The 24,122-nt window shown below is 63.0% G+C and carries 22 protein-coding genes; 13 read left to right on the forward strand and 9 right to left on the reverse strand.

All coding sequences use genetic code 11. From position 1 onward, the window contains the following. Positions 1-2 precede the first annotated feature (2 nt). The gene (locus FF124_RS03440; RefSeq protein ID WP_246072164.1) at positions 3-692 is read right to left on the reverse strand and encodes an aspartate/glutamate racemase family protein; all 690 of its coding nucleotides are present in this window, start codon (positions 690-692) and stop codon (positions 3-5) included. After that, positions 689-2,482 carry an ABC transporter ATP-binding protein gene (locus tag FF124_RS03445; protein WP_138747096.1) on the reverse strand — a complete coding sequence of 598 codons (1,794 nt, stop codon included), beginning with the start codon at positions 2,480-2,482 and terminating at the stop codon, positions 689-691. Before FF124_RS03445 ends, FF124_RS03440 begins: the two co-directional genes overlap by 4 nt. Positions 2,483-2,611: 129 nt before the next feature. Between FF124_RS03445 and FF124_RS03450 the strand changes: the two genes are divergently transcribed. The 7 genes from FF124_RS03450 (at position 2,612) to FF124_RS03480 (ending at position 10,879) form a co-directional block, all read left to right on the forward strand. Next, positions 2,612-3,478 carry a sulfurtransferase gene (locus tag FF124_RS03450; RefSeq protein ID WP_138747097.1) on the forward strand — a complete coding sequence of 289 codons (867 nt, stop codon included), beginning with the start codon at positions 2,612-2,614 and terminating at the stop codon, positions 3,476-3,478. A gap of 182 nt (positions 3,479-3,660) precedes the next feature. Continuing rightward, complete coding sequence (locus FF124_RS03455; RefSeq protein WP_138747098.1) at positions 3,661-5,259, forward strand: ABC transporter substrate-binding protein; 1,599 nt, start codon at positions 3,661-3,663, stop codon at positions 5,257-5,259. 165 nt (positions 5,260-5,424) lie between these two features. After that, positions 5,425-6,435, forward strand: a complete 1,011-nt coding sequence (locus FF124_RS03460) for an ABC transporter permease (protein WP_138747099.1) — start codon at positions 5,425-5,427, stop codon at positions 6,433-6,435. Positions 6,436-6,445: 10 nt separating this feature from the next. Then, positions 6,446-7,279: an ABC transporter permease gene (locus FF124_RS03465; protein WP_138747100.1), complete on the forward strand. Its 834-nt coding sequence runs from the start codon at positions 6,446-6,448 to the stop codon at positions 7,277-7,279. After that, positions 7,276-8,637 (forward strand): ABC transporter substrate-binding protein, encoded by a 1,362-nt coding sequence (locus tag FF124_RS03470; protein WP_138747101.1) that lies wholly within the window; start codon positions 7,276-7,278, stop codon positions 8,635-8,637. The genes FF124_RS03465 and FF124_RS03470 overlap by 4 nt, the downstream gene beginning before the upstream one ends. Before the next feature lie 17 nt (positions 8,638-8,654). Next, positions 8,655-9,050, forward strand: coding sequence for a VOC family protein (locus FF124_RS03475; RefSeq protein WP_246072165.1), 396 nt, complete (start codon positions 8,655-8,657; stop codon positions 9,048-9,050). Continuing rightward, on the forward strand, positions 9,047-10,879 hold the full coding sequence (locus FF124_RS03480; RefSeq protein WP_138747102.1) for a formylglycine-generating enzyme family protein: 1,833 nt from the start codon (positions 9,047-9,049) through the stop codon (positions 10,877-10,879). The genes FF124_RS03475 and FF124_RS03480 overlap by 4 nt, the downstream gene beginning before the upstream one ends. 69 nt (positions 10,880-10,948) lie before the next feature. On the opposite strand, the gene FF124_RS03485 is transcribed toward FF124_RS03480, so the two are convergent. The 7 genes from FF124_RS03485 to FF124_RS03515 form a co-directional block, all read right to left on the reverse strand. Continuing rightward, complete coding sequence (locus FF124_RS03485; RefSeq protein ID WP_138747103.1) at positions 10,949-11,974, reverse strand: LacI family DNA-binding transcriptional regulator; 1,026 nt, start codon at positions 11,972-11,974, stop codon at positions 10,949-10,951. Positions 11,975-11,995: 21 nt separating this feature from the next. Then, positions 11,996-13,294, reverse strand: coding sequence for a sulfatase family protein (locus tag FF124_RS03490; RefSeq protein ID WP_138747104.1), 1,299 nt, complete (start codon positions 13,292-13,294; stop codon positions 11,996-11,998). 10 nt (positions 13,295-13,304) lie between these two features. Next, the gene (locus tag FF124_RS03495) at positions 13,305-14,138 is read right to left on the reverse strand and encodes a carbohydrate ABC transporter permease (RefSeq protein ID WP_138747105.1); all 834 of its coding nucleotides are present in this window, start codon (positions 14,136-14,138) and stop codon (positions 13,305-13,307) included. Between the two features lie 7 nt (positions 14,139-14,145). After that, positions 14,146-15,024 carry a carbohydrate ABC transporter permease gene (locus FF124_RS03500; protein ID WP_138747106.1) on the reverse strand — a complete coding sequence of 293 codons (879 nt, stop codon included), beginning with the start codon at positions 15,022-15,024 and terminating at the stop codon, positions 14,146-14,148. Positions 15,025-15,087: 63 nt separating this feature from the next. After that, on the reverse strand, positions 15,088-16,332 hold the full coding sequence (locus FF124_RS03505) for an ABC transporter substrate-binding protein (RefSeq protein WP_138747107.1): 1,245 nt from the start codon (positions 16,330-16,332) through the stop codon (positions 15,088-15,090). Between the two features lie 21 nt (positions 16,333-16,353). Then, positions 16,354-17,412, reverse strand: coding sequence for an ABC transporter ATP-binding protein (locus FF124_RS03510; RefSeq protein WP_138747108.1), 1,059 nt, complete (start codon positions 17,410-17,412; stop codon positions 16,354-16,356). A 283-nt stretch (positions 17,413-17,695) separates the two neighbouring features. Beyond that, on the reverse strand, positions 17,696-17,890 hold the full coding sequence (locus FF124_RS03515; protein WP_138747109.1) for a hypothetical protein: 195 nt from the start codon (positions 17,888-17,890) through the stop codon (positions 17,696-17,698). A 627-nt stretch (positions 17,891-18,517) separates the two neighbouring features. Between FF124_RS03515 and FF124_RS03520 the strand changes: the two genes are divergently transcribed. From FF124_RS03520 to FF124_RS03545, 6 genes are all read left to right on the forward strand, one after another. Continuing rightward, positions 18,518-19,420: a LysR family transcriptional regulator gene (locus tag FF124_RS03520; protein ID WP_138747110.1), complete on the forward strand. Its 903-nt coding sequence runs from the start codon at positions 18,518-18,520 to the stop codon at positions 19,418-19,420. Positions 19,421-19,546: 126 nt separating this feature from the next. Further along, positions 19,547-20,749, forward strand: coding sequence for an amino acid ABC transporter substrate-binding protein (locus FF124_RS03525; RefSeq protein ID WP_138747111.1), 1,203 nt, complete (start codon positions 19,547-19,549; stop codon positions 20,747-20,749). 75 nt (positions 20,750-20,824) lie between these two features. Continuing rightward, the gene (locus FF124_RS03530) at positions 20,825-21,691 is read left to right on the forward strand and encodes a branched-chain amino acid ABC transporter permease (protein WP_138747112.1); all 867 of its coding nucleotides are present in this window, start codon (positions 20,825-20,827) and stop codon (positions 21,689-21,691) included. Continuing rightward, complete coding sequence (locus FF124_RS03535) at positions 21,688-22,632, forward strand: branched-chain amino acid ABC transporter permease (protein WP_138747113.1); 945 nt, start codon at positions 21,688-21,690, stop codon at positions 22,630-22,632. Before FF124_RS03530 ends, FF124_RS03535 begins: the two co-directional genes overlap by 4 nt. Then, entirely contained in the window at positions 22,629-23,384 is a 756-nt protein-coding gene (locus tag FF124_RS03540; RefSeq protein WP_138747114.1) for an ABC transporter ATP-binding protein, read from the forward strand. The genes FF124_RS03535 and FF124_RS03540 overlap by 4 nt, the downstream gene beginning before the upstream one ends. Beyond that, complete coding sequence (locus FF124_RS03545; RefSeq protein ID WP_138747115.1) at positions 23,377-24,096, forward strand: ABC transporter ATP-binding protein; 720 nt, start codon at positions 23,377-23,379, stop codon at positions 24,094-24,096. The genes FF124_RS03540 and FF124_RS03545 overlap by 8 nt, the downstream gene beginning before the upstream one ends. Positions 24,097-24,122 lie beyond the last annotated feature (26 nt).

The following is a 24,122-nucleotide window of genomic DNA, read 5'->3' on the forward strand; positions in this document are numbered from 1 at the left end:
TCTTAAGCCTTCGCAATATATTCGAGATTGAGAGCGGAGATGGCGGCGGCAATGGCTGCCTGCACCGGATCGATGACCGGCAGGCCGATCGCCTGCTGCAGGAACGGGCGCTGGTTGCCCATGCCGGCGCAGCCGAGCACGATGACATCGGCGCCATCCCGGCCCGCGAGCGCCTTGCCGGTCTCGATGACCTTGGCCCGCGACAAGCCCTCGTCGCCCGATTGCTCGACCGTGAGGTCTGCCGAGCGGTCACCGGCGAGCCGGGCAGTGATCCCGAGCCCCGCGATGCGCACCGCATGGCGCGCGATCGAAGCCGGGCCGAGCGAGACGACGCCGAAGCGCCTGCCGAACTGGAGTGCTGCATAATACCCGGCCTCGGCGATGCCGATTACCGGGATATCCGTCACGGACGCGCGGGTGTCCTCGACGCCGGGATCGGAAAAGCAGGCGATGACGAGCGCATCGGCATCGCCGGCGAGCGCCCGTTCGCGCACCATCGGGGCGACGGTCTCGACATCCTGATCGCTTTCGATGCCGAGCGGTGCTTCCGGCAGGCGCTCGAACACGAGCTGGTGGTTCGTTGTCGCGGCAAGGCCGGCAACGGAGCGACGGATGGAATTCGTCACCTTTTCGGAACTGTTGGGGTTCAGAACGAGAATACGCGCCATGTTGTTGTTACTCGATAGGCTCACGCGGCCTCTTGGCGCATGACGAAATGATCGTGGCCGACTGCGTCATAGACACGGCGCGGCGGTATGAAGTCGGCGGGGAAGATCGGGCTTTTCAGCTCCTGAAGCGGAATGTCGCGCCGCACCAGCCGGCGGGCGGGATCGGGTTCCGGCACGGCGGAGAGCAGGCGTCTTGTATAGGGGTGGGCGGGATTGGCGAAGATGGCGGCGCGCGGGCCGATCTCGACGATCTCGCCGAGCAGCATGACGGCGACCCGGTGGCTGATGCGCTCGACCACGGCCATGTCGTGGCTGATGAACAGATAGGAAAGTCCGAGTTCCTGCTGCAGCCGCATCATCAGGTTCACGACCTGCGCCTTGATGGTGACGTCGAGGGCGGAAACGGACTCGTCCGCGATGATCAGCTTCGGATCGAGTCCGAGCGCGCGGGCGATCGCGATGCGCTGGCGCTGCCCCCCGGAAAATTCATGCGGCCAGCGCGTGGCCATGTCCGGCGAGAGCCCGACATGATCGAGAAGACCCGCGACCCTGGCGCGCGCCTCTGCGGGCGTGGTGAGGCCATGGGCCAGCATTGGTTCAGCGATCGCCTCGCCGATCCGCATGCGCGGATTGAGGCTGGAGAACGGGTCCTGAAAGATCATCTGCATCGACTGGCGGAGCCGCATCAGCGCCTTGCGCTTCAGCAGCGAGACGTCCTGCCCCTCAAGCATGACCGAGCCGGAAACCGGTTCCGTGAGCCGAAGGATCGCGCGCCCGGTGGTCGACTTGCCGCAGCCCGATTCCCCGACAAGTGCCAGCGTTTCGCCCTTGCGCAGCGCAAACGAGACATTTTCCACGGCGTGGACGCGGGCATGAACCCGGCCGAGAACGCCCTTGCGCAGATCGAAGCGGGCGCAGAGGTTCTTCACCTCAAGAAGGGCATCGCCGCCGTGATCGACGGTGTCGACCGGATTGGCGAGCACCCCGTCGCGCCCCGGATAGGGGCGGGGCACGGCGCTGTCGCCGAGATCGCCGAGGCGAGGGGCGGCGGCGAGAAGGTCGCGGGTGTAATCGGTCTTCGGCCGGGCGAAGACATCCTCGGTGGCGCCCGCCTCCAGCATCTTCGAGCGGTACATCACCACCGTCTTTTCGGCGATCTCGGCAACCACGCCCATGTCGTGGGTGATGAACATCACCGCCATATGGTCTTCGGCCTGCAATTCCTTGATCAGTTCAAGGATCTGCGCCTGGATTGTCACGTCGAGCGCGGTGGTCGGCTCGTCGGCGATCAGAAGCTTCGGCGCGCAGGCAAGCGCGGTCGCGATCATCACGCGCTGAAGCATGCCGCCGGACATTTCATGCGGGTATTCCGAGGCCCGTCTGGCGGCGGCCGGGATGCGCACCCGGTCCATCAGCCGGATCGCCTCCCTCATCGCGTCCGCCTTCGGCAGGCCGCGATGGCGCCGCAAAGGCTCGGCAATCTGGGCGCCGACAGACATGACCGGGTTCAGCGAGGTCATCGGCTCCTGAAAGATCATCGCCGCCTCATTGCCGCGCACGGCCTGCATTTCTTCCTCGGAAAGCCTCAGCAGATCGCGTCCGCGGAAATGGATTTCGCCCGTCACCCGCGCCTTGCCCTTCGGCAGCAGGCCCATCACCGAAAGCGCGGTGACGCTCTTGCCGGAGCCCGACTCGCCGACGATCGCGACGGTTTCGCCCGCGTCCACATCAAAGCTTACGCCGTCAACGACATCGCGCCAGCCTTCGGCGGTCGAAAAGGCTGTGGTCAGATTGCGGACGGCAAGAATGGACATGACGGTGATTTCCGTGGAGAGGAAAGCGAAAGACTTTTTTGTTGCATCAATTTACACCGCATTGCAATCATTCTGTCAAATATAAAGTTTCTCGTGATATATCAGAAATACCAAAGTTGAGAGGTTTTGATGCTCAGGATCGATGACGAGACGCGCAACCGGTCGCTGGTGACCCCGCAGGCGCTTTTCGGGATGATGGAGGGCTGCGCCGCGCCGCATATTCTGGTGGTGCAGTCCACCAATCCCTATACCGGCGCCGATTCGCGCAATGGCGTCTTCATTCCGGGCGCGGTGGAGAGCGAGGCCTATCGCGACTTTCAGGGGGCGGCGAGCCCGGAGGCTGGCAACCGGCCGCTTCCTGCGATCACAGCTCTGGAGGCTGCGGCCAGAGGCTGGGGCCTGACCCGCGAGCGCCCCGTGGTTATTTATGACGCCGACCGGGCGATGACGGCGGCGCGGGCCTGGTGGGTGCTGAGATGGGCGGGACTGCCCGATGTTCGCGTGCTGGACGGCGGCCTGCCGGCCTGGATTGCTGCCGGCCTTCCGACCACAAGCAGGCCATTTACTCCTGAAAAATCAGATATTTGCCTGACGCCCGGTCATATGCCGCAATTCGATGCCGATCAGGCTTTGGTGCTCGCGGAAAAGGGCGTTCTGCTCGATGCCCGCATCCGACCGAACTATATTGGCGGGCCCGAAATTGGCGGGGATCCGACGCGCGGGCACATACCGGGCGCAATCAGCGCGCCGACGCTCGATACGCTAACCGACCCTGGTCCATTCGCCGACAGCGCCACGCTCCGAGAGCTTTTTTTCGGCCTTGGCGTCGATGGGTTGAAGCCGGTCGGGGTTTATTGCGGAGCCGGCATGTCGGCGGCGCATGAGGTGCTGGCACTTGCCGCGATCGGAGTCGAAGCGGCGATGTATCCCGGTTCCTGGTCGCAATATGCCAGTCGTGGCGACCGACCGGTGAAGCGTGGCCCGTTTCCGCGGTGATCAAGGCGTGTGCAGTGGCCCTGTGCAGATGCACAAACGATAGTCACCGGGTTCGATTTTCCGTGAAATCGGACACCGAACGGCAAAAGAATCTATTTTTGATATTGCAAAAGAAATATCACGAGTATTGAAATAATGACGACCGGAAAAATCCGGCACATCGAAAACAAGAGGAGTTCAGTATGAACCTGACCCGCAGATCATTCGGCGCGATGTCAGGTGCTGCATTGGCCATGGGCTTCGCCGCCCTCGTGTCCGCCGGTGCTGTCGCCAGCTTTGCCACTACCGCCACCGCGCAAGAGAGCGAAACGCTCGTGATCGCGGTCCCCTCCGATCCGGCCGGCCTCGAGCCCGGCACCAACAAGGCCGAACCCGTCGGCAGCGAGATTATCCTCAACGTGTTCGACACGCTGGTTGCCTGGAAGGCGCCGGACTTTGCCGAGCTCGAGGGGCGGCTTGCAAGTGGCTGGTCGATCTCCGAGGACGGCAAGACCTTCACCTTCGACCTGCAGGACGGCGTCGCGTTCCAGGACGGCACGCCGTTCAACGCCGAGGCCGTGAAGTTCTCGCTCGAGCGGACCAAGGAACTGAATCCTTACGTCAAGGCCTCGCTCGGCATGATCGACAGCATCGAGACGCCGACGGATGATGAGGTGGTGATCCACCTGAGCGAGCCCTATCCGGCCTTCATGTCGATCCTCGCGCAGCCGCAGGCCGCGATCGTTTCGCCGGCCGCCGTCGAGAAATATGGCGATGACTTCGCCAACCAACCGGTCGGCACGGGCCCGTTCGCGTTCCGCGCCTACCAACCCGATACCCGCGTGGTGCTCGACGCCAACCCGGATTATTTCCGCGGCGAACCCAAGCTGAAGCGCCTGATCTACCGGATCATTCCCGAAGCATCGACCCGCAGGCTGGAGCTGGAAAACGGCGGCATCGACGTCATCCAGCAGCAGAGCCAGCTTTCGGCCGTTCCGTCGGAGGAAATGAAGGCCTTCGCCAACAACCCGGACATTGCGATCATCGAAAAGCCCTCGCAGATCATCCGCCAGCTCGAGTTTAACAACTCGAAGACGGATTCGCCGGTCGCCGATATCAAGGTGCGTGAAGCGATTGCGCACGCGATCGACTACGACGGCCTGCTCTCCGGCGTCTTCGACGGCACGGCCGAGCGCGTCTACGGCCCGCTCACCTCCAACAGCTGGGCCTTCGACCCCAAGGTCAAGGATCTCGCACCGAAATACGACCCGGAACTTTCGAAGACGCTTCTCGCCGAAGCCGGCTATGAGCCGGGCGATCTGAACCTCAAGCTCTATTCCTTCCAGGGCTCGCTCTGGGGCGATGTCGCGACCTTCGTTCAGGCCAATCTCGCCGATGTCGGTATTAACACCGAGATCGCCCAGACGGAGTTCCCGTCCTACCGCGCGCTGCATGTCGCCGGCGACTGGGACATCGCGCTCGATGGCCGCCAGCCCTGGTACAACGACCCGGATGCGCACATCACCATCGGCTATCTTTCCGGCCTCAAAGACACGGCCATGACCTTCCGCATGCCGGAGAATCCGTCGCTCGACGCTCTGATCCTCAAGGCGCAGCAGGACCCCGACATGGAAGCCCGCAAGGCGCTCTATGGCGCGATCCAGGAAGAACTCGTGACGGGCATTCCCGGCGCCTACCTTTTCAGCCCGAAGCTGATTGTCTTCACCCGCTCGAATGTCGATGGCCTGGTCATCAATTCGGCCCCGCCGCTGACGGAATATTTCGGCGTTTCGAAGGAATAGACCCGCGCCTTACTGGCGCCCCGAAAAGGCTCGGCCCGCTTTTTCAAAAGCGGGCGTTTGCAAAAAAGATACAAAATGAGCTTTCCCGAATGGCCCAAGCCAGGTGAAAGCTCAGGACGGCTCGATGCCCCCCCATCGAGCCGTCTCCTTTGACAAGGTGATGGGATGTTTGCATTTCTCGTGCGGCGGTTGCTGGCGCTGATACCGGTGCTGCTGCTGGTTCTGGTGATCGTGTTTTCGCTGGTGCGCCTGATTCCTGGCGATCCGGCCGTCACGCTGCTCGGTCCCGGCGCCACTGAAAGCCAGATCGCCGCGCTGCGCGCCCAGCTCGATCTCGACCAGCCCGCGCTGGCGCAGTTCTGGAGCTATTTCACCGGGCTCCTGCATGGCGACATGGGCAATTCGCTGAAAAGCGGGCAGCCGGTTCTCAGCGAGATCCTGATCCGCCTGCCGGCAACGCTCGAAATCTCGATCACCGCGGTTCTGATCGCCATTCTCATCGGCATTCCGATCGGCGTCGTCTCCGCCACCCGCGCCAATTCGGGCTTCGACCATACCGTGCGCGTGATTTCGCTGACGGGCGTTTCGATGCCGGCCTTCCTGCTGGCGCTGCTGCTGCAGCTTGTGTTCGCCACCTGGCTCGGCTGGCTGCCGGTATCGGGTCGCATCTCGCCCTATTTCTTCGTTGATCGCGTCACCGGCTTTTCGATCATCGATGCCTGGCTTTCGGGCGAACCCGGCGCGGTCGCAAGCGCTCTCGCCCATATGGTGCTTCCGACCACCGTGCTCGCGGTGTTTCTGGCGGCGACGCTTGGCCGGTTCGTGCGCTCCACCATGCTGGAGGTGATGGACGAGGACTTCGTGCGCACCGCCCGCGCCAAAGGCTTAAGCCGCCACGATGTCGTCTATAACCACGCGCTGCGCAATTCGCTGCTACCCGCCATCACCGTGGTCGGCCTCAAATTCGCCGAGATGCTGGGCGGCGCGATCCTGACCGAGACAATATTTTCCTGGCCGGGGATCGGGCGCTACATGTACGAGGCGATCCGCAACCGCGATTATCCCGTCATCCAGGGTGCAACGCTGGTGTTCGCGCTGATGTTCATGCTGACCTCGCTGATCGTCGACATTCTCTATGCCGTGCTTGACCCGCGCGTGCGCCGCAAGATGCGCTGAGGAGACCATCATGTCCGACCTGAAACGCTTCCTCGCCAACAACACGCTCGCCCTCGTCGGCACGATCGTGCTGACCGTCCTGCTCCTCGCCGTCCTGGTCGGTCCCTTCTTCCTGCCGTCGCCGCTCGCCATCAACATGGCCGACAAGCTGCAGCCGCCGTCGCTCAGCCACTGGCTGGGGACCGACAATTTCGGCCGCGACATGCTGTCCCGCGTTTTGAACGGCGGGCGCTATACGCTGGCGATCGGCGTGTTCGTGGTCGCTGCCGCCTTCGTGGTCGGCGTGTTCTTCGGCCTCGTCGCCGGTTTTGCCGGTGGCATCGTCGATACCGTGATCATGCGCATCGTCGACGCAATCCTGTCGTTTCCAACCCTCGTGCTGGCGATCGCGCTTGCCGCCGCCTTCGGCCCGAGCCTGCAGAACGCCATGATCGCGGTGGCGATCACGCTCGCCCCGCAGTTTGCCCGCGTCGCCCGCGCCCAGTCGCTCGGCGTATCCTCCAGACTTTACGTCGAGGCAGCCTATGCGCTGGGCCTTCCAAGGGGCCGCATCCTCAACCACTATATTCTCGTCAATTCCATCGGGCCGCTGCTGGTGCAGGCCTCGCTCGCCTTCGGCAGCGCCATCCTGCAGACCTCGGCGCTCGGCTTTCTCGGCCTCGGCGCCCAGCCGCCCATGCCGGAATGGGGCGCGGATGTCTCGGCGAACCTGAGCTTCGTGCGGTCAAGCCCATGGACCGCGCTTGGGCCCGGTTTCGCGATCCTGATCACCGTGCTTTCCTTCAACCTGATCGGGGATAGCCTCGCCGACTGGTTCAATCCGCGCCGCAGGAGTGCTGCATGATCACGATCGCGCTCGAAAAGATCGACTTCCTGCCGCCTGACCGCGTCACCGACGATGCCAGCATCCTGACGCTGAAGAACCTGGTGCTGGAGCCGATGCTGCGCTGGGAAAACGGCGCGGCCCGGCCCGGCCTGTTCGACCGCTGGAGCCTTTCCGATGACGGCCGCCGCTGGACCCTGACGCTGCGCGACGGCGCGACCTATCACGACGGCACGCCGGTGACGGCCGAAGACGCCAGACGCTTTGTCGCGGCGATCTGCGATGCCCGCGACATGTTCGGCATGCCGTGGTCTTATGCCCGCTATCTCGAAGGCGCCGAGATCGCCGCCGAAGGCGCCGTGCTTTCGATTGCGACGCCGGACGCCTTTCCCGATCTGCCGGACATTCTTTCGGAATTCTACCTGCCGAAGATTGCGCCCGACGGAACGGCAACGATCGGAACGGGCCCTTGGCAGGTCGTCGCCTTTGAGCGCGGCGCATCCGTCACCGTGCGCCACAGCGACGGGCGGGAACTGCTTCTGGTAGCGATGCCGGACACCGAAGCGCGGCTTCAGGCGCTGAAATCCGGCGACATCGATATTGCAACCCATCTGGAGCGGCTCGAGCCCCCGCGGCGCAGCCTTGACGGCCATGTCTGGCACGAGCAGCCAACCACGCTTGCGGTGATCGCCTATATGAACGGCAGGGAAGGGGCCTTTGCCGACCCCGCCCTCAGGCTCGCCGCCAATCTTGCCATCGACCGAGAGAAGCTGGTGTCCGAAGTCATGGGCGGGCTCGGCGTGCCGGCGAAAACCATCGTCAGCCCGTTTCATAACGGCATGGATGATCAGATGCCCGATATCCCCTTCGATCCGGAAAGGGCCGCGGCACTTGTCGCTGCCTCCGACGCGCCCAAGACGCTCACCCTGCGCACCCCGCTCTATATGCCCGAACGCGCCCCGGAGATTGCCGGCTTTATCGCGAAGAGCCTTGAGGCCGTCGGTTTTGCCGTCACCATCGACACCGCCCGCGATCGTCCGGGCTATGCCCGCGAACTGGGGGCGAAGAGGACCGGCGATCTGGCGATCTTTGATTCCTCGCCCCACAGCACCTTCCGGGTGCTGGACGACAAGATCTCGTCGCGCTCCCGCGCGGTCTGGTGGCAGGGCGTCGAGGATCACGAGGCCGATCAGCTGTTCGAAACCGCCCGGCGCACGGTCGGGACAGGGTCGCGCACGGAGGCCTATGCCCGCGTGCTCGCCCATCTCGGGGCGCACCCGCATTGGCTCTACCTGTTCCACCCCATCGACTGCATGGCGCATGCCGCAGGGCTCGACGGCTTCAGCCTCGATCCCAAGGGCTATCTCAGCGTCGCCTGAATTGAAAGAGGACCATCATGACCACCGAAGGCCTGAAAGAATGCGCGATCACCTTCTATTATTACGAGGACATCCATGCGGTCGCACCGTTTTATGAGGACGTGCTCGGCTTCGAACTCGTGCTCGACCAGGGGCTCGCCCGGATCTACCGGATCGCCGGCAACGCCTATTTCGGCATCGTCGACGGCAACAGGGGCCATCTGAAGCATCAGCCGAAGAGCGCCGCGCTGCTGACAATCGTTTCCGAGGATGTGGCCGGCTGGCACGAGAAGCTTTCAAAGGCCGGCGTGACCGGCCTTTCCGATATGCTGCGCGGCAATTACTGCGAGCACTTTTTCTTCGAGGATCCAGCGGGCTACGCGGTCGAAATCCAGCGCTTTCACAATCCCGAAGTCGCCAAGCTTTTCAAATGACCACAGAAAAGACAGCCACCGGGGGTGGACCTCGCGACGCGGCGATCCTGCCGCTGCTTGCCCGCTTCACCCATGAGGACAAGGAGGCCAAGGGGCTGCGCGCCTTCAGCGGCGAGGCGGCCGGGCCGCGCCGGCCGGTGCATTTCACCGCCGCCGAAATGGTGTTCATGTTTCCCGCCCTCCTGCTGCACGCCCCCGATGGCGGCGGCAAGACGACCTTTGCCCGACTGCTGTCGGAAGCGCTCAACGGAGAGGGGACCGCCGCCCGTGACCATCTCTTCCGCCCGGCCCATCGCAACGCCGCGGGCGACCTCCTGGCGCATGACCTTCCCGACGTGTTGCCGGAAGTCGTTCTCTGCCGCCGTGACGATGATGCGGAGGCCATGCTTGCAGCGACCCTTGCCCGCGGTGACACGCCCGTACTCCTGATCATCGACGCGCTGGAAACCCGCGCCGATCCGGAAGCGCTGCTTGTCCGATCGGCGGCCGTCATCAAGGGCCAGCCCTCGCTCCGGCTTCTCGTTCTCTGCGAAAGCCGCGCGCTGGAGGGCATCCGCCGCCCTGCGAGCATTCCGGAATACGGACTTCTCGGGCTTGCGCGACCGGAACGCGCCGCCTTCGAGACCGAGAACGGTTTTTCCGGCGCCCACGACGAAAAGGACTTCGTGCTCCCCGGCCTCTGGCGGCTCTCGCTCGACATTGGCCGACCGGTGGCACCCCGTGACGTCGCCGCGCTCGCCCCGACCGATGCAGGCTGGGCTGAGAGCTATCGCGATGCCGCGGCGCTTGAGGCGATGAGCGACGAGGCGCTGCTTGCAGCCGTCAGCGCCCGGCCGGCCCGGTGGGCCGGCCCGTTCGACCTTCTCTGCGACTGGATCGGTCCCGATGCGCCACGGGCGGCGGCATTGGCGCGCGGCCTTGCGCGGTCTGAAGCCGATCTTCCCGTCCTGCTCTGCGCCGGAAAACTGGTCGCCACCGGCACGGCCGAAGCCAAGGCGCTGACCGCCGCACTGGTAGACGCGATCGCGACAGACGGCGCGCCGGCCGGCCTCAGGCGGCGCGCGGGCGAGGTTCTCGCCCGGCTCGGCGATCCGCGCGACCTCGAAGCGCTGGCGAGCGTTCCGGCAGGCCTTTACCCGATGGGCGGTGACATCCACCCGAATTCCGCGCCGGCGCACCACGCCCCGGTCGGCGATTTCAGGATCGGCGTCTACCCGGTCGTCAACGCCGCCTATCTCCGCTTCGTCACCGAAACCGACCGGCCATGGAAAAGCGTCAACGGCCGCAACCCGGAGCGCGCCTCCCATCCGGCAACCGATCTCACCTGGCATGACGCCCGCGCCTATTGCGCCTGGGCCACGGAGAAATGGCGCGCCGAGGGCCGCATTGGGCCGGACGAAATCGTCCGCCTGCCATGCGAGCGCGAATGGGAGGCGGCCGCGCGCGGGCCCTCCGGCCTTCTTTATCCGTGGGGCGAGGTGTGGGCGGCGGAGCACGCCAATGGCGAGGAAACCGGCTTCAACGACCTCTGCACCGTCGGCCTGTTTCCCGAAGGCCGGGCGCCATCGGGCTGTCTCGACATGGCAGGGCAGGCCTGGGAATGGTGCACGACGCTCTGGGGCCGCGACATGGGAACGCCGGCCTTCGCCTTTCCCTGGCAGTCGGACGGTCGCGAGGCGCTCGACGCTCCCGCCGATATTCGACGGGTGCTGCGCGGCGGCTGCTTCTCCAGCCCCGCATGGAAGGCAAACGGCGTTTATCGCGGCTCGCTGGAGCCCGCCGGCTCCTGGCGCGGCAACGGCTTTCGGGTCGTGGTGGCGAAAGGCTGAGGCGACGCCGGGTCCAGATATCCGCCAGACCCGGCCTTCGGGCCGGGCACGAAACGCCGCGCCGAAGGCCTATCGTTTGCGCGTGCTGCCGCGCTCGATGATGGTGGGCATGATCTCCACGTGTTTGGCGGCCTTGCGTCCGCCATGCCTTTCCATCAGCAGGTCGACTGCGGTCTCTCCGATGACGCCGGCTTCCAGACGCAGGGTAGAGAGCTTGGGCGCGAGCATGTGGGCGATCGAACTGTCGTTGAATGCGACGACCTGGACATCCCGGGGGATCGACAGTTTCGCCTTTTCAAGTCCGCGGTAGACCTCGACCGCCGTGCGGTCCGCATAGATCACCACGGCGTCGGGCAGCGGCTTGCCGGTTTCCGCAAGGCGTGAAAACAAGGCGCGTATCTGGTCTTGCCCGTCGTCGGAAGAGTCTCTTGCATAGGTGACATAGTCCGGGTCGAACAGGCCGGCCTCTGTCATCACCGACCGGAACGCGGCCAGCCGTCGCGACTGGGCGCCCTGAACGCCGACAAGGGCCGGCCGTCTGACCCCGCGTGTCAGCAGCCATTCGCAAAGCCGGGTGGATGCGCTCCACAGGTCTACATAGGCGACATCGACATCGACGGGTTTTTCCTGCGGATGGGCAAGGACGGTCGCAACGCCGAGCGCGCGGATCGCCTCCAGGTGGCCGTCGGGAAGATCGCCGACGGAGATGATGCCGACATTGCGCCCGCGGGTAAGCATTGCCGGATCGAATTCGCCGGCAAAGAGCCTTGTCGTCGCCATTCCATAGGCTTCCGCGCGTGCTTCGATGCCCTGGCGCAGGCCGACATAGAAGGGCTGGGAGAGTTCGGAAGCGCTGGAAAGAAAGTGCACGATCATCACCGACCGAAGGTCGCCGGGTCGGCGCAGCGCGACTGAGGCGTCTTCCTTACGGTTGCTGCGCGACCGTCGCATCACATATTGCAGCGCCTCGGCCGTCTCGACCACGCGGCGACGCTTTTCATCGGAGATCGAAAGGGTCGGATCGCGGTTGAGAATGCGCGAGATGGTTGATTCCGCGACCCCGGTCCGCTTGGCGATCTCCTTCAGCGTTACCATGCACCCGTACCTTTCTGCCCGTCAGTTCGCCGGAGCGATCTCCGCGGGCGCCTCGCCGGCGGCGATTATACGCGCGGCAAGGCGTTTTGCCAGTTCGCCGCGAACCTCAGCGTAGTCGGGCGCGGCGACGAGATTGTCAAGTTCGGCCGGGTCGCGCTCCAGATCGTAGAGATGCGTCTCGACGTAGCGCCGGCTGGCGCTGTCGTTCCAGCCGTCGGCGTCTGGATCGGCGACACAGTATTTCCATCGTCCGGTCCTGAGCGCGCGACCGACCTGGCTTTCGCTGATCTGGATGAACACCTCGTCCTCAGGCCGGTCGGTCGGCCTCAGGAGCGACCGCCCCTCCATCGCTGCCGGTATTTCAATACCGGCGGCGTCGAGCAAGGTCGGCGGCAGGTCGATCAGCGAGGCGGCGCGGGTTATATCCCCCTTGCCGTCGAGCCCGGGGCCTGCAAGCAGCGTCGGCACCCTGATCGAGGCCTCGTGACAGGAGCGCTTGTATTCCGCGTTGCGGGTCTTGAAATGGCAGCCATGATCGGAGGTGAACAGGATGATGGTATTGTCGAGTTCGCCGCGCGAGATCAGCGCATCGATGATCCGGCCGAAGGCTTCGTCGAGCCGCGCGACCATGCCCATATAGCCGTGATAGTGTTCCTTCGTCGTGCCGCCCAGCGTGTCGAGGTCGGAAGGGTAGGATGTGATCCGCCGCGCGATCCGCTCCGCGTAGCCAACAGGCGCCGGGTAGTTATCGTGCTGGTTTTGATGGTGCGGCTCCAGGAAGGAGAGGAACAGGAAGAAGGGGTTGTCGCGCGCCCGGTCGATATGGCGGATCGCCGCATCGGCCAGCGCATCGACCCGGTAGCCCGGCAGACGGTGGCGCTCGCCCTCGCGATCGAAGAGATCGGTTTGATACGGCCAGGACGTGAATTCCAGGATATTGGCAGCAAGCCACTCGTCATAGCCGCCCTGCTGGCCGCGGGGCACCGGGTCGGCCCCGGCAAGATGCCACTTGCCGATATAGCCGGTTTCGTAACCGGCCTCGCCGAAATAATGCGCAAGCGTCTTCTCGCCGGCGGGCAGCGGTATGTCGTTGCGGTAGCAACCGGTCGTCGTCGGATATTTGCCGGTTTGAAACACCGAGCGGGCGGGGCCGCAGACCGGCTGGCAGGTGAAGGAGTTGCGGATGAAGCGTCCCCTCTCGGCCATCATGTCGAAATTGGGGGTGAGATCCAGAGGGTTGCCATGGGCGCCAACCGTGTCCCAGCGCTGCTGGTCGGTGAAGAAGACCAGTACATTCGGGCGTTTCGTCTTTTTCGTCATGGCCTCGTCCTCATTTCATGCCGGAGAGCATGACGCTCTGCACGAAATAGCGTTGCATGATGACGAAGAGCAGGAAGCAGGGCAGGAACAGAAGCATGCCGCCCACGGCTGTGAGATTCCATTGGGTAAAGAATTCCTGGTTGAAAAGGGTAAGCCCGGTGGTGATCGGACGCATGCTCTCGGAAGAGACAGCCACCAGCGGCCAGATGAACTCGTTGAACTGGAAGACGAAGGTCAGGAGCGCCAGCGTCGCGATCGCGGGTTTGAGCTGCGGCAGAATGATATCGATGAAGATCCTGAATTCGCTCGCTCCGTCGAGCCGGCCGGCCGCCACCAGGTCGTCGGGTATCGGCATGATGAACTGACGCATCAGGAAAATGCCGAACGCGCTCATGGCAAAGGGCAGGATCAGGCCCGGATAGGTGTTGAGGAGGCCCATTTCGGCCGTCATCACGTAAAGCGGGATGAGCCGGATGAAGAACGGGATCATCAGCGTGGCCAGCAGCGAAACGAACATCAACCGCTTTCCCGGAAACTCCATCTTGGCAAAGACATAGCCGATCAGTGGATCGAACAGGACATGGAGCAGCGTGATCGTTCCCGCCACGATCAGGGAATTGAGCATGAAACGCGCAAACGGCGCCTTCTCCCAGATCGTCACATAGTTCGAGAATTGCAGGCTTTCGGGAATGACCACCACCTGACCGGAAAACATCTCCGCATCGCTCTGCAACGAAAGCGACACCATGTAGAGGAAGGGCAGCACCGCCATCAGGACGAAGAATGCCAGAAGCGGATAGATCAGCAGTTTTGATGCTGTTGTATGGGCGTCCTTGCGGGCCATGTCGTCCTCATACGTGCCTTATGTCGCGGTGAAGCAGTTTGAACTGGGCCCATGTGATCAACAGGATCAGCATGAACATGGCGAAGGAGAGTGCAGAGGCATAGCCGATGTTGAGCCCCTGGAAGGCGGTCTCGTAGACATGCAGCGAATAGAGCCGCGTGGCGTTCGCCGGTCCGCCCTGGGTCATCAGGTAGGGCAGCGCCATTTCCTGGAGCGAGGCGATCATTATGACCACGGCGAGAAACAGCGTGGTCGGCATCAACAGCGGCAGCGTGATGTCGCGGAAGAGATGGTGGCGCCTGGCGCCGTCCATGCGGGCTGCCTCGTAGAGATGGGCGGGAATGCCCTGGATCGCGGCGATGTAGATCAGCACCGCATAGCCGAGATCCTTCCAGACGGAGACGGCGATCAGCGTCCAGATCGCGGTATCGGGATCGACCAGCCAGAATTGCTGCGGAAGCCCGATTTTGGCAAGCGCGGCATTGAGAAGGCCGGTATAGGGATCGAGGATCGCCCGCCACATCAGCGCCGAGATCACGAAGGAGATGATGTAGGGGAAGAACAGGATTGCCCTTATGCCGTTGCGCGCCTTCACAGGGCCGACCAAAAGCGCCGAGAGCCCGAGCGCCAGAACCAGCGTGAAGACCACGCTGCCGATGGCGTAGATCAGCGTCGCCTTGATCGCCTTGATCGCCAGCCTGTCGTTCAGGATATGGGCATAGTTCTTCAGCCCGACGAAGGCGGAGTCGCCGATGAGCGGCTGTCCGCTTCTGAAGCTCGCCCATAACTCGATGGCGATCGGCCAGAAGAAGTAGATCAGGAAATAGACGATGGCCGGCGACAGAAAGGCATAGGCTGTCAATGTCCGCCTGGTTTTGTAGGTCATCCCGTCATTCCCCGCTGGAAAGCGGCATGCCCCGGCGCAACCGGCGACCGGGGCATGCTCCTCTTATTCGTTCGCAAGAATCGCGTTGGCTTCATCCTCGGCTGCGGCAAGCACCTCGGCTGCCGGTTCATTGGCAAACAGAACCTCGTCAATGGCGCCGTTGAGCACCTCATCGATGGCGGGATTGTACTTGCCGGCCTGGCGCAGTTCGAGCGTCACGTCGCGCGAATAGGGAAGGCAGGCGCCGAACTGGCCGAGAATTGGATCGGCCTGCACTTCAGGGTCCTTCAGCCAGGACTTGCGCGGCATGGTCATCGAATACTGCAGTGAGGTGGCGACCTCGACATCGACGGCCGTGAGGCGCTTGATCAGGTCCCAGGCCTGTTCGGGATATTGCGCATCCTTGGGGATCATCAGGCTGACGCCGCCCTGGATCGTTGCCTGCTCGACTTCCTTCAGCGACGGCGCAACCGCCCAGTTGAGGTCGGGATTGCCGGTGCGAATGGGGTTGATGTCCCAGGGGCCGGTGATGATCATCGCCGCGCGACCGGCGGTGAAGAGCCGCTGCGGGCCCTCGTAATCGGCGCCGGTGACTGGAACGGGAGCCGAGCGGTCCTCGTGGATCAGATCCGAAAGAAACTGCACGCCTTCTGCCGCCGCCTCGCTTCCGAAGGCGATCTTGCCGGTTTCGGGATCATAGTACCGACCGCCGTTCTGCATCACCCAAGGCATGGAATAGGCCCAGACCGCATTGGGCGCGAAGCCGAAGACGCCGTTCTTGGTGGTCGCCTTGGCGATCTCCCGAAACTCTGCCCAGTTCGTCGGCGGATTGTCGTAGCCCGCTTCCTTGAGCATGTCGACATTGTAGAGCAGGGTCGCGCAGGTCAGGTGGATCTGGACGCCGTAGAGCGAGCCGTCGACCGTGTTCTTTTCGACGGAAGCATCCTGCCAGTCGCCGGGATAATCGAATTCCGCCCGATCGCGCGCTGCAAGATCGTCGAGGTTGTAGAGCAGGCCCTGCTGGGCGAATTCCGGCACCCAGGCGCCGGGTTCGGCAACGAGGTCGGGCGGATTGCCGGCGGCGAAATCGGCCACCAGCTTGGTGCGCAGGTCCGGCCACTGGTAGCGCTCGAAGGCGACGGTCCAGCCGGGATTGTCGGCCTCGAACTCCTCGAAGACTTCAAGATAGGTGTCATATCCGTGGCCGGCATTGAAATAGATGCGGATTTCCTCGGCGCTCGCCGCGCCCGCCATGATGCCGGACACAATCAGTGTCGCGGCGCTGCCCTTGAGTATCGATTTCAGCATTTTGTCCTCCCGTGCTGAAAGTTAACGGAGCCTTCTCTCCGTTTTCTGGTCGAAGAAGAATGCCCGCTCCGTGGGGATGGCGAGCGCGACGCTGTCTCCGGCAGCCATTTTCCTGTGGTTCTGAAGGTCGATGCAGAGCTCGGTGCCGTCCGAAAGCGTCGCATAGCCGTAGGTGACGTCGCCCAGATGTTCGACGGCGCGCAGACGGACCTCCATTCCGCCCGGGTGCAGGCGCAGATGTTCGGGCCTGATGCCGAGCGGGCCGCGCCACGCGGCCGGGACAAAATCCGGCCGGGGCAAGGGCGGGCCATCAAGCCCGGTCAGTCGGATACCGTCAGCGATAGTCTCTGCCTTCAGTATGTTCATCGACGGTGATCCGATGAAGCGCGCGACAAACAGGTTTTCGGGGTTTTCATAAAGGTCGAGCGGGGAGCCGACCTGCTCGATCCGCCCAGAACGCAGCACCACGATACGGTCGGCAAGCGTCATCGCCTCGACCTGGTCGTGGGTGACGTAAACCATGGTGACTCCGAGCGAACGATGAAGGTCGGCAAGCTCAAGACGCATGCGCGTGCGCAGTTCCGCATCGAGATTGGAAAGCGGTTCGTCGAAAAGAAATACTTTCGGATCGCGCACGATCGCCCGCCCGATCGCCACGCGCTGCCGCTGGCCGCCGGAAAGTTCGGATGGCTTGCGCTCCAGCAGATCCTCAAGACCAAGGGTGCGGGCGGCGCGCTCGACCGTTGTCTTGATCTCTTCCTTCGGCTTTTTCGCGATCTTGAGCGCATAGCCCATGTTCTGGCGCACGGTCATGTGCGGGTAGAGCGCATAGTTCTGGAAAACCATCGCCGCGCCGCGCTCTCCCGGGTGGCGCCGGCTGACCTCTTCGCCGCCGATCAGGATCTCGCCGGCGCTTGCGTCCTCAAGGCCTGCGATTGTTCTGAGCAATGTGGATTTGCCGCAGCCGGATGGCCCGACGAATATGCAGAACTCGCCGTCTTCGATCGTGAGGTCGATGGCGGGAATGGCCTCGAAAGCCCCGTAGGATTTGCGTAATTGGCGGAGTTCGATCCCGGCCATTCTGTTTCCTCCCTCGCCGCCGGCAGCCCCTCCACGAACAGGCCGGCGCCCTCTCTAGTAAGCTTTAGTAAAGTTTTACTAGACGGAAGTCAAGAGTGCTTGCGGCCCATGGGCGATCGCGAATGATTGCGCCGGACACGGGAAACGACGCCCGAGCCGATAAGGGGCCTGCCGGCCGCGCGGCGGAAAACGACCGGCGGTCGCCGTGCATTGATCTGGCTCAGTAAAGCGTCCGCCTGGCGTACGGTTTGATGCTGCTCCTCCCTTTTTCGGAGTCTTGCTTCTAGAAGCTGAAACGGAGGAAGCGCTGCATCGACCGGGAGGAAGTATGCTGCATAGCGAACACGAAGCCCGCATTGTCATGCGGGGCAGGCACTGTCCTGATGCCGGCGAAAGGCGGCGATGATGGCTGAACGACGCAAGACAATCGTGTCGACGGTTCTTCTGGCGGCGGCGGCAGGATCGTTTTCTCGGTCATGGCGAAAGGCTCCGTCTGGTGGCCTAAAGGCCGGTCCGAAGCATTAATCGCTCTTTCCGCGCGGGAGTGACAGGCCCTTATTCGCCTTGTCCATTCGGCGGACATGCCGAAGAATGGCTCGTGCTCCCCACGATGACGATGGCGCTCTTGCGGAGACGAAGCGTGCCCGCCAACCGGCTGGGTCTACTCGGGCGGTTTCTCGCGCCGTTTCATCTGTGCGACGCGGAAGATCGATCGGGAATCCCCAGGCTATCTCGCCAACAAGCTGGTTGATGCCGCCCCCGGCGTTTCCCTTGGCTTCGAGCATGTCGTCCAAAGGCGCCGGATCATGGTCTGCTACTGCATATCTACAAGGACTGGCCGGTTCTTCCCGGTGCCTCGCCGCGCCCGCCGGGACGGCGCTGAAGCGCGTCAGGATGCGATAGGCCACTATAGGAATGCGAACGCGCTCCCGATTGCAAAACGTGGCCTCACCCAATACCGTAGTAAGGGCGGCAGTTTGAAAGTCTTATGGAGCCCGCGTTTCCAGGCCTTTTTCGCAAGGATCGCGGGCTTGACGTCAGAGCGTCAGCCGCTGAAGGGAAACGGCCCCCGCGGCCTGTTTCGACACATCAATCGGAAACGGATATGGAAACAGCCTTCTTTCAGTTCGAAACTGTCGCGGAGCTCGGTTCGATCAGGAAGGCATCGGAAAAGCTGCATATCTCGCCGTCTTCGGTCAGCCGGCAGATCCAGAAGCTGGAATATGCTTACGGAACCGAACTTCTCGTCCGCCAGTCCCAGGGCGTCCGGTTGACGCCGGCGGGTGAGCTGGTCCTGCGCTTCGTGAAGGGGCGCAACAAGGAACTGCAGCGGCTGCGCGCGGAGATCGATGCGCTGAAAAACCTCGAAAGTGGTCATGTCATCATCTATACGGTTGAGGGCATGATCGGCGGCCTTCTGCCGCGCGCGCTTGCCCGTTTCGGCAGGGACCACCCGAATATCACCTATCAGGTGCTGGTGGCCGGAACCGATGGCGTAATGCGGGCGGTCGCCGAGGATCGCTGCGATATCGGTATTTCCTTCCAGCCTTTTCCGCGCGATGAGATCGATACGCTGGTCAGCCTGCGCCAGCCGGTGATGGCGGTCATGTCGCGCCACCATCCGCTCGCCGGACGGCGGGAGCTCGACCTCGCAGAGGTTCGGCAACAGCCGGTTGGCCTGCCGGACCAGTCCTTCGGCATTCGTCAACTGGTCGACCATGTCGTCAGGTCCGAGCAGCTCGCGCTCAAGATCAGGTTGGAAACCAATTCCATCGACATGATGCGACAATTCGCGCTTCAGGATATGGGCATCGTCTTCTTGCCGGCTTTCTCCTTCGAGCGCGAACTGCAATCCGGTGAGCTGATCGGCGTCCCGATCGCGTCGAATGTCCTGTCGCTGTCGACCACCCAGGTGTGCAAACGCGCGGAGATCGAACTGAGCCCGGCTGCACGCCGACTGGTGGAATATATCCGCAAAGTGGCCGATGAATTCGTCGGCGTTGCGTAAAGTGCAACGCTGCGTGCCTCAATTACGACTTCCGTGAAGCACGCTTTTCCCCTTACCTTGTTGATATCCGGAGATCGCCAAATCTCACGGTGCATCAAAAAACAACGAGAACTGAGGGGTTCCGAAATGACGCATTCTACGAAGTCGTGGCTGCTCGCGCTTGCCGGCGCCACAATGCTGCTTTCTGGTCCGGCGATTGCCAATGAGACGATCCGGGTCGGCGCGCCGCTGCCGCTGACGGGGCCGCTCTCCCCGGAAGGCCTGAAGCAGCAGCGCGGTTATGACCTCTGGGCCGAAACCGTCAACGCGGCCGGCGGCATCACCGCCGGTGACACGACCTATGATGTCGAGATCGTCTATGTCGACTACGAGAGCCAGACGCCGCGCGCCGTACAGACCGCCGAGCGGCTGATCACGGCTGATGACGTCAATTTCCTGTTCGCGCCCTTCGGTTCGGGCGCTGCCAAGGCGGCAAGCTCCGTTGCCGAGCGCTACCAGATCCCGATGGTCGCGGCGACGGCTTCCTCTGTCGAGGTTTACGATCAGGGCTATCAATATCTGTTCGGCACGTTCACGCCCAACAATACGTTGACCGATCCACTTGCCAAGATCGTTGCCGAGTCCGGCGAGGATATCTCGACTGTCGCGATCTACGCCCGCAACGATCTGTTTCCGCTGGCAATCGCCAAGGAAATGGAAAAATCGGCCGGCGACAACGGCATCGAGGTCATCTCCTTTGACGAATACGCCATTGGCACGATGGATCATGCCTCGGCCATGACGCTGATGATGCGTTCCAAGCCGGACTGGATCTTTGCCACCGGTTACATCAATGACCTCATTCTCATCCGCCGCCAGATGGCCGATCTCGGCATCGAGCCGAAGGCGCTGACGATGCTGGCCGGTCCTGCCTACAAGGAATTCATCGAGGCGACGGGCGACCTCTCCAACAACGTCTCGAGCGCTGCCTGGTGGCATCCCGCTGTTGCCTATGATGGCGAGGGCATTTTCGGCGCGACTTCGGATTTCGTGACGGCCTTCGAAGCGAAGTATGACGCCACGCCCGACTATGCGGAAGCCTCCGCTGCCGCCGCCGGCGTCGTCCTGCAGCTTGCCATCGAGGATGCCGGCACGATTGAGCCGACCGCCGTGCGCGATGCGCTGGCCGCGATGGACGCCATGACCTTCTACGGCCCGGTGCATTTCGGCGAGAACGGGCAGATCGACTCGCTCGAGCCGCCGGTCTTCCAGATTCAGGATGGCGCCGCGAAGACGATCTATCCGGAAGAGATCAAGCAGGCCGATATGCGTTTCGGCGGTATCGAATAAGTCTCGGCTTTCCTCATTCAGCGCTTTAGCGGTCGGCCATGGCGGCCGGCCGCCCAGACAGCGGAAAACACAGCAATGCTATACGCACAGATCCTCCTCAACGGGCTGGTGCTGGGCGGGCTCTATGCCTGTATCTCGGTCGGCTTCTCACTGGTGTGGGGTGTCCTGAACGTCATCAACGTGCTGCACGGCTCGTTTGTCGTTCTTGGCTCATACATCGCCTATTTTGCCTATGTTCACCTCGGCATTCACCCGTTCGTTTCGGTCATCATCGCCGGCGCGCTTTTGTTCGCGCTCGGCTATGTGGTGCAACTCGGGCTGATCAACCGGGTGGTCGGCGCGCCGGTTTTGACGACGCTGGTGCTGACCTTCGGTCTCGACCTTCTGTTGAACAACGGCATGCTGCTGGCCTTCAGTGCTGACTATCGCTCGGTGCAGCTTGGCAATCCGCTTGGCAGCAAGGTGATTGCCGGACTGGTGTTTCCGCTCGACCGGCTGATGGCAATGCTGCTCGCAGGCGTCCTGACCGGGCTTTTATACCTGCTGCTGGTGCGCTCGAAGATCGGCCATGCCATCGTTGCCGTGCGCATGGACCGGGAGGCGGCAGCCCTGATGGGCGTCGACGTGAAGACGATCTACGCGATTACCTTCGGCATTGGTGCGCTGATGGCCGGTGCCGCGGGCAGTCTCTTGAGCCTCGTTTTCCCGATCTCGCCGCTGGCAAGCTCGGAATATCTGTCGATCGCCTTCATCGTCTGCGTTCTCGGCGGGCTCGGCAGCATTGCCGGCGCCATTGTGGGCGGGCTGGCGCTCGGCCTCATCCAGAGTTTCGGCGCGCTATTCATCGGCCCGGAACACGGGCTGACGATCGCCTTCGTCCTGCTCATCCTGCTCCTGATCTTCAAGCCGACCGGCATCATGGGCCGCAGGGGGTATGAATGAGAAATCCGCTGATTGCCCTCGGCTTCTTTGCCCTCATCGCCTTCCTGCCGGTCTTCGGAGATAATTACCTTCTGCGCCTTGGCACGATGTTCGCCATGTATGCGGTGCTGTCTCAATCCTGGAACATCATCGGCGGTTATGCCGGCTATCCGTCCTTTGCAACGGCCGCCTTCTTCGGACTTGGCGCCTATACGGGCGCCATCCTGCAGGGGCTCGGCCTTGCCATGCCGCTGGCCTGGGCGGCGGCCGGGGTGATGGCCGCAGCCTTCGCCGCCGCCATGGGCGCTGCCATCCTGCACCTCAAAGGGCATTACTTCGCCATTGCCAGCCTCGTCCTTGCCGAAGTGCTTCTGGAAGTCACCACCTCTTGGACCAGCCTGACGGGCGGCGGCATGGGGCTCAACCTGCCGATCATCCGCATGTCGGTCACCGCCCAGGCGCGCCTGTTCTTCTGGTCGATGCTCACCCTTGCCGTGCTCACCTTCCTGATGAGTTGGTATGTCTCGGCCGGACGCATCGGCTTTGCCCTTCGCTGCATCCGCCAGAACGAGGATGCCTCCTCCATGGTCGGCATCAACACCACGCTCTACAAGATCATCGCCTTTGTGCTTTCCGCCCTGTTCGTCGGCTCCGCCGGCGCGCTCTATGCTTCATGGGTGTTCTACATCGAACCGCCGGACGTCTATTCGGTGATGACCACGGTCCGCCCGATCGTGATGACCATGCTTGGCGGGCCCGGAACGCTCCTCGGACCGGTCATCGGGTCCGGCATCTTCCTCGTCATCGAGGAAGTGGTCTGGCGCAATTTCCTCTCCATCCACGCCGCCGTTCTCGGCATCCTCATTGTCGGACTGATCTTCTACCTGCCCAACGGCGTCGTCGGCGCCGCCATGCGCAAATGGCGCAAGCGCTCGACACACAAAACGGAGACCAAGCCATGAGTATCCTTGAACTCAAGGGCCTGACCCAGCGGTTCGGCGGGCTGACGGCGGTGAACGAAGTCGACCTTTCGGTGGAACCGGGCGAGATTGTCGGTCTGATCGGCCCCAACGGCGCGGGAAAGACCACGCTCGTCAATCTGGTAACGGGCGTCTTCAAGCCGTCTTCCGGCAGCGTCATCTATGACGGCCGGCGCATCGACGGCATGAAGCCCTATCAGATCAGCCGGCTCGGCGTTGCCCGAACCTATCAGGTGGTCCAGCCGTTTCCCGAAATGACCGTGCTGGAAAACGTCATGGCGCCGGCGGTCTTTGCCGCGGGGGCCGCCTCCACCACCGAGGCGATGCACGCCGCCGACGAGGCGATCGAATTCCTCGGGCTGAAACAGCATCGCGACACGCTGGCGGGCGAACTGACCCTTGCCGGCCGCAAGCGACTGGAGCTCGCCAAGAGCCTCGCCATGAAGCCGAAGGTGCTGCTGCTCGACGAGGTCAATGCCGGGCTCAACCCGGCGGAGATCGAGACGGCGCTCGAGATGATCCGGTCGATTGCGGCGCGCGGGGTCACCATCATCCTGATCGAGCATCTGATGAAGGTGGTGATGAGCCTCTGCACCCGCATTGTCGTCCTGCATCACGGCGCCAAGATCGCCGAAGGCCGGCCGGACGAGATCACGCGAAACGAGAAGGTGATCGAGGCCTATCTCGGCAATCGTTATGCGAAAGCCAATGCCGGGGAGAAAGCCGATGTCTGAACCATTCTTCCAGATCGACAAGCTTGAGGCCGGCTACGGCGAAATCCGGGTTCTCTGGGGCATCGATCTTGCCGTCAATGCCGGCGAGATCGTCTGCCTGATCGGCTCCAACGGCGCGGGCAAGACGACGCTGCTGCGCACGATCTCCGGCCTGCTTCCGCCAACGGCGGGCAGCATCCTGATCGATGGCCAGGACCTGGCAGGCGCCGACACGCGCCGGATCCTGACGGGCGGCATTGCTCATGTGCCCGAAGGCCGGCGTCTGTTTCGCACCATGTCGGTAAAGGACAATCTGATGATGGGCGCCTATCTCAGGAAAAGGGACGCCTCGGTCGAGGAAGACCTCGAACGGGTCATGACCATGTTCCCGCGCCTTGCCGAACGGGCGCATCAGGATGCCTCGACGCTGTCGGGCGGCGAGCAGCAGATGTGCGCGATCGGCCGCGGGATCATGAGTCGTCCGAAACTGCTGATGATCGACGAACTCTCGCTCGGTCTCGCCCCGCGCGCCGTCGAACTCCTGAGCGAATCCCTCATCGAAATCAACAAGACCGGCGTCGCCATCCTGCTTGTCGAGCAGGATGTGATGACCGCGCTCGACCTTGCCCATCGCGGCTATGTGATCGATCGCGGCCGGATTTCCCTTGCAGCCACTTCAGAAGAACTCCGTCAGGAGCCCACCGTGCGCGAAGCCTATATCGGCGCGGCCTGACATTTAAAGAAAACACAGAAAGCAAC

Source organism: Martelella lutilitoris (genome assembly GCF_005924265.1).
Lineage (GTDB): Bacteria > Pseudomonadota > Alphaproteobacteria > Rhizobiales > Rhizobiaceae > Martelella > Martelella lutilitoris.

Bases quoted from the DNA above. Each gene is read 5' to 3' on its own strand.
- FF124_RS03490 (WP_138747104.1), bottom strand. From the start codon at position 13,294: ATGACGAAAAAGACGAAACGCCCGAATGTACTGGTCTTCTTCACCGAC.
- FF124_RS03470 (WP_138747101.1), top strand. From the start codon at position 7,276: ATGATCACGATCGCGCTCGAAAAGATCGACTTCCTGCCGCCTGACCGC.
- FF124_RS03515 (WP_138747109.1), bottom strand. From the start codon at position 17,890: ATGACCGAGAAAACGATCCTGCCGCCGCCGCCAGAAGAACCGTCGACA.
- FF124_RS03540 (WP_138747114.1), top strand. From the start codon at position 22,629: ATGAGTATCCTTGAACTCAAGGGCCTGACCCAGCGGTTCGGCGGGCTG.
- FF124_RS03520 (WP_138747110.1), top strand. From the start codon at position 18,518: ATGGAAACAGCCTTCTTTCAGTTCGAAACTGTCGCGGAGCTCGGTTCG.
- FF124_RS03505 (WP_138747107.1), bottom strand. From the start codon at position 16,332: ATGCTGAAATCGATACTCAAGGGCAGCGCCGCGACACTGATTGTGTCC.
- FF124_RS03510 (WP_138747108.1), bottom strand. From the start codon at position 17,412: ATGGCCGGGATCGAACTCCGCCAATTACGCAAATCCTACGGGGCTTTC.
- FF124_RS03455 (WP_138747098.1), top strand. From the start codon at position 3,661: ATGAACCTGACCCGCAGATCATTCGGCGCGATGTCAGGTGCTGCATTG.
- FF124_RS03545 (WP_138747115.1), top strand. From the start codon at position 23,377: ATGTCTGAACCATTCTTCCAGATCGACAAGCTTGAGGCCGGCTACGGC.
- FF124_RS03460 (WP_138747099.1), top strand. From the start codon at position 5,425: ATGTTTGCATTTCTCGTGCGGCGGTTGCTGGCGCTGATACCGGTGCTG.
- FF124_RS03485 (WP_138747103.1), bottom strand. From the start codon at position 11,974: ATGGTAACGCTGAAGGAGATCGCCAAGCGGACCGGGGTCGCGGAATCA.
- FF124_RS03525 (WP_138747111.1), top strand. From the start codon at position 19,547: ATGACGCATTCTACGAAGTCGTGGCTGCTCGCGCTTGCCGGCGCCACA.
- FF124_RS03450 (WP_138747097.1), top strand. From the start codon at position 2,612: ATGCTCAGGATCGATGACGAGACGCGCAACCGGTCGCTGGTGACCCCG.
- FF124_RS03475 (WP_246072165.1), top strand. From the start codon at position 8,655: ATGACCACCGAAGGCCTGAAAGAATGCGCGATCACCTTCTATTATTAC.
- FF124_RS03480 (WP_138747102.1), top strand. From the start codon at position 9,047: ATGACCACAGAAAAGACAGCCACCGGGGGTGGACCTCGCGACGCGGCG.
- FF124_RS03530 (WP_138747112.1), top strand. From the start codon at position 20,825: ATGCTATACGCACAGATCCTCCTCAACGGGCTGGTGCTGGGCGGGCTC.
- FF124_RS03500 (WP_138747106.1), bottom strand. From the start codon at position 15,024: ATGACCTACAAAACCAGGCGGACATTGACAGCCTATGCCTTTCTGTCG.
- FF124_RS03465 (WP_138747100.1), top strand. From the start codon at position 6,446: ATGTCCGACCTGAAACGCTTCCTCGCCAACAACACGCTCGCCCTCGTC.
- FF124_RS03495 (WP_138747105.1), bottom strand. From the start codon at position 14,138: ATGGCCCGCAAGGACGCCCATACAACAGCATCAAAACTGCTGATCTAT.
- FF124_RS03445 (WP_138747096.1), bottom strand. From the start codon at position 2,482: ATGTCCATTCTTGCCGTCCGCAATCTGACCACAGCCTTTTCGACCGCC.
- FF124_RS03535 (WP_138747113.1), top strand. From the start codon at position 21,688: ATGAGAAATCCGCTGATTGCCCTCGGCTTCTTTGCCCTCATCGCCTTC.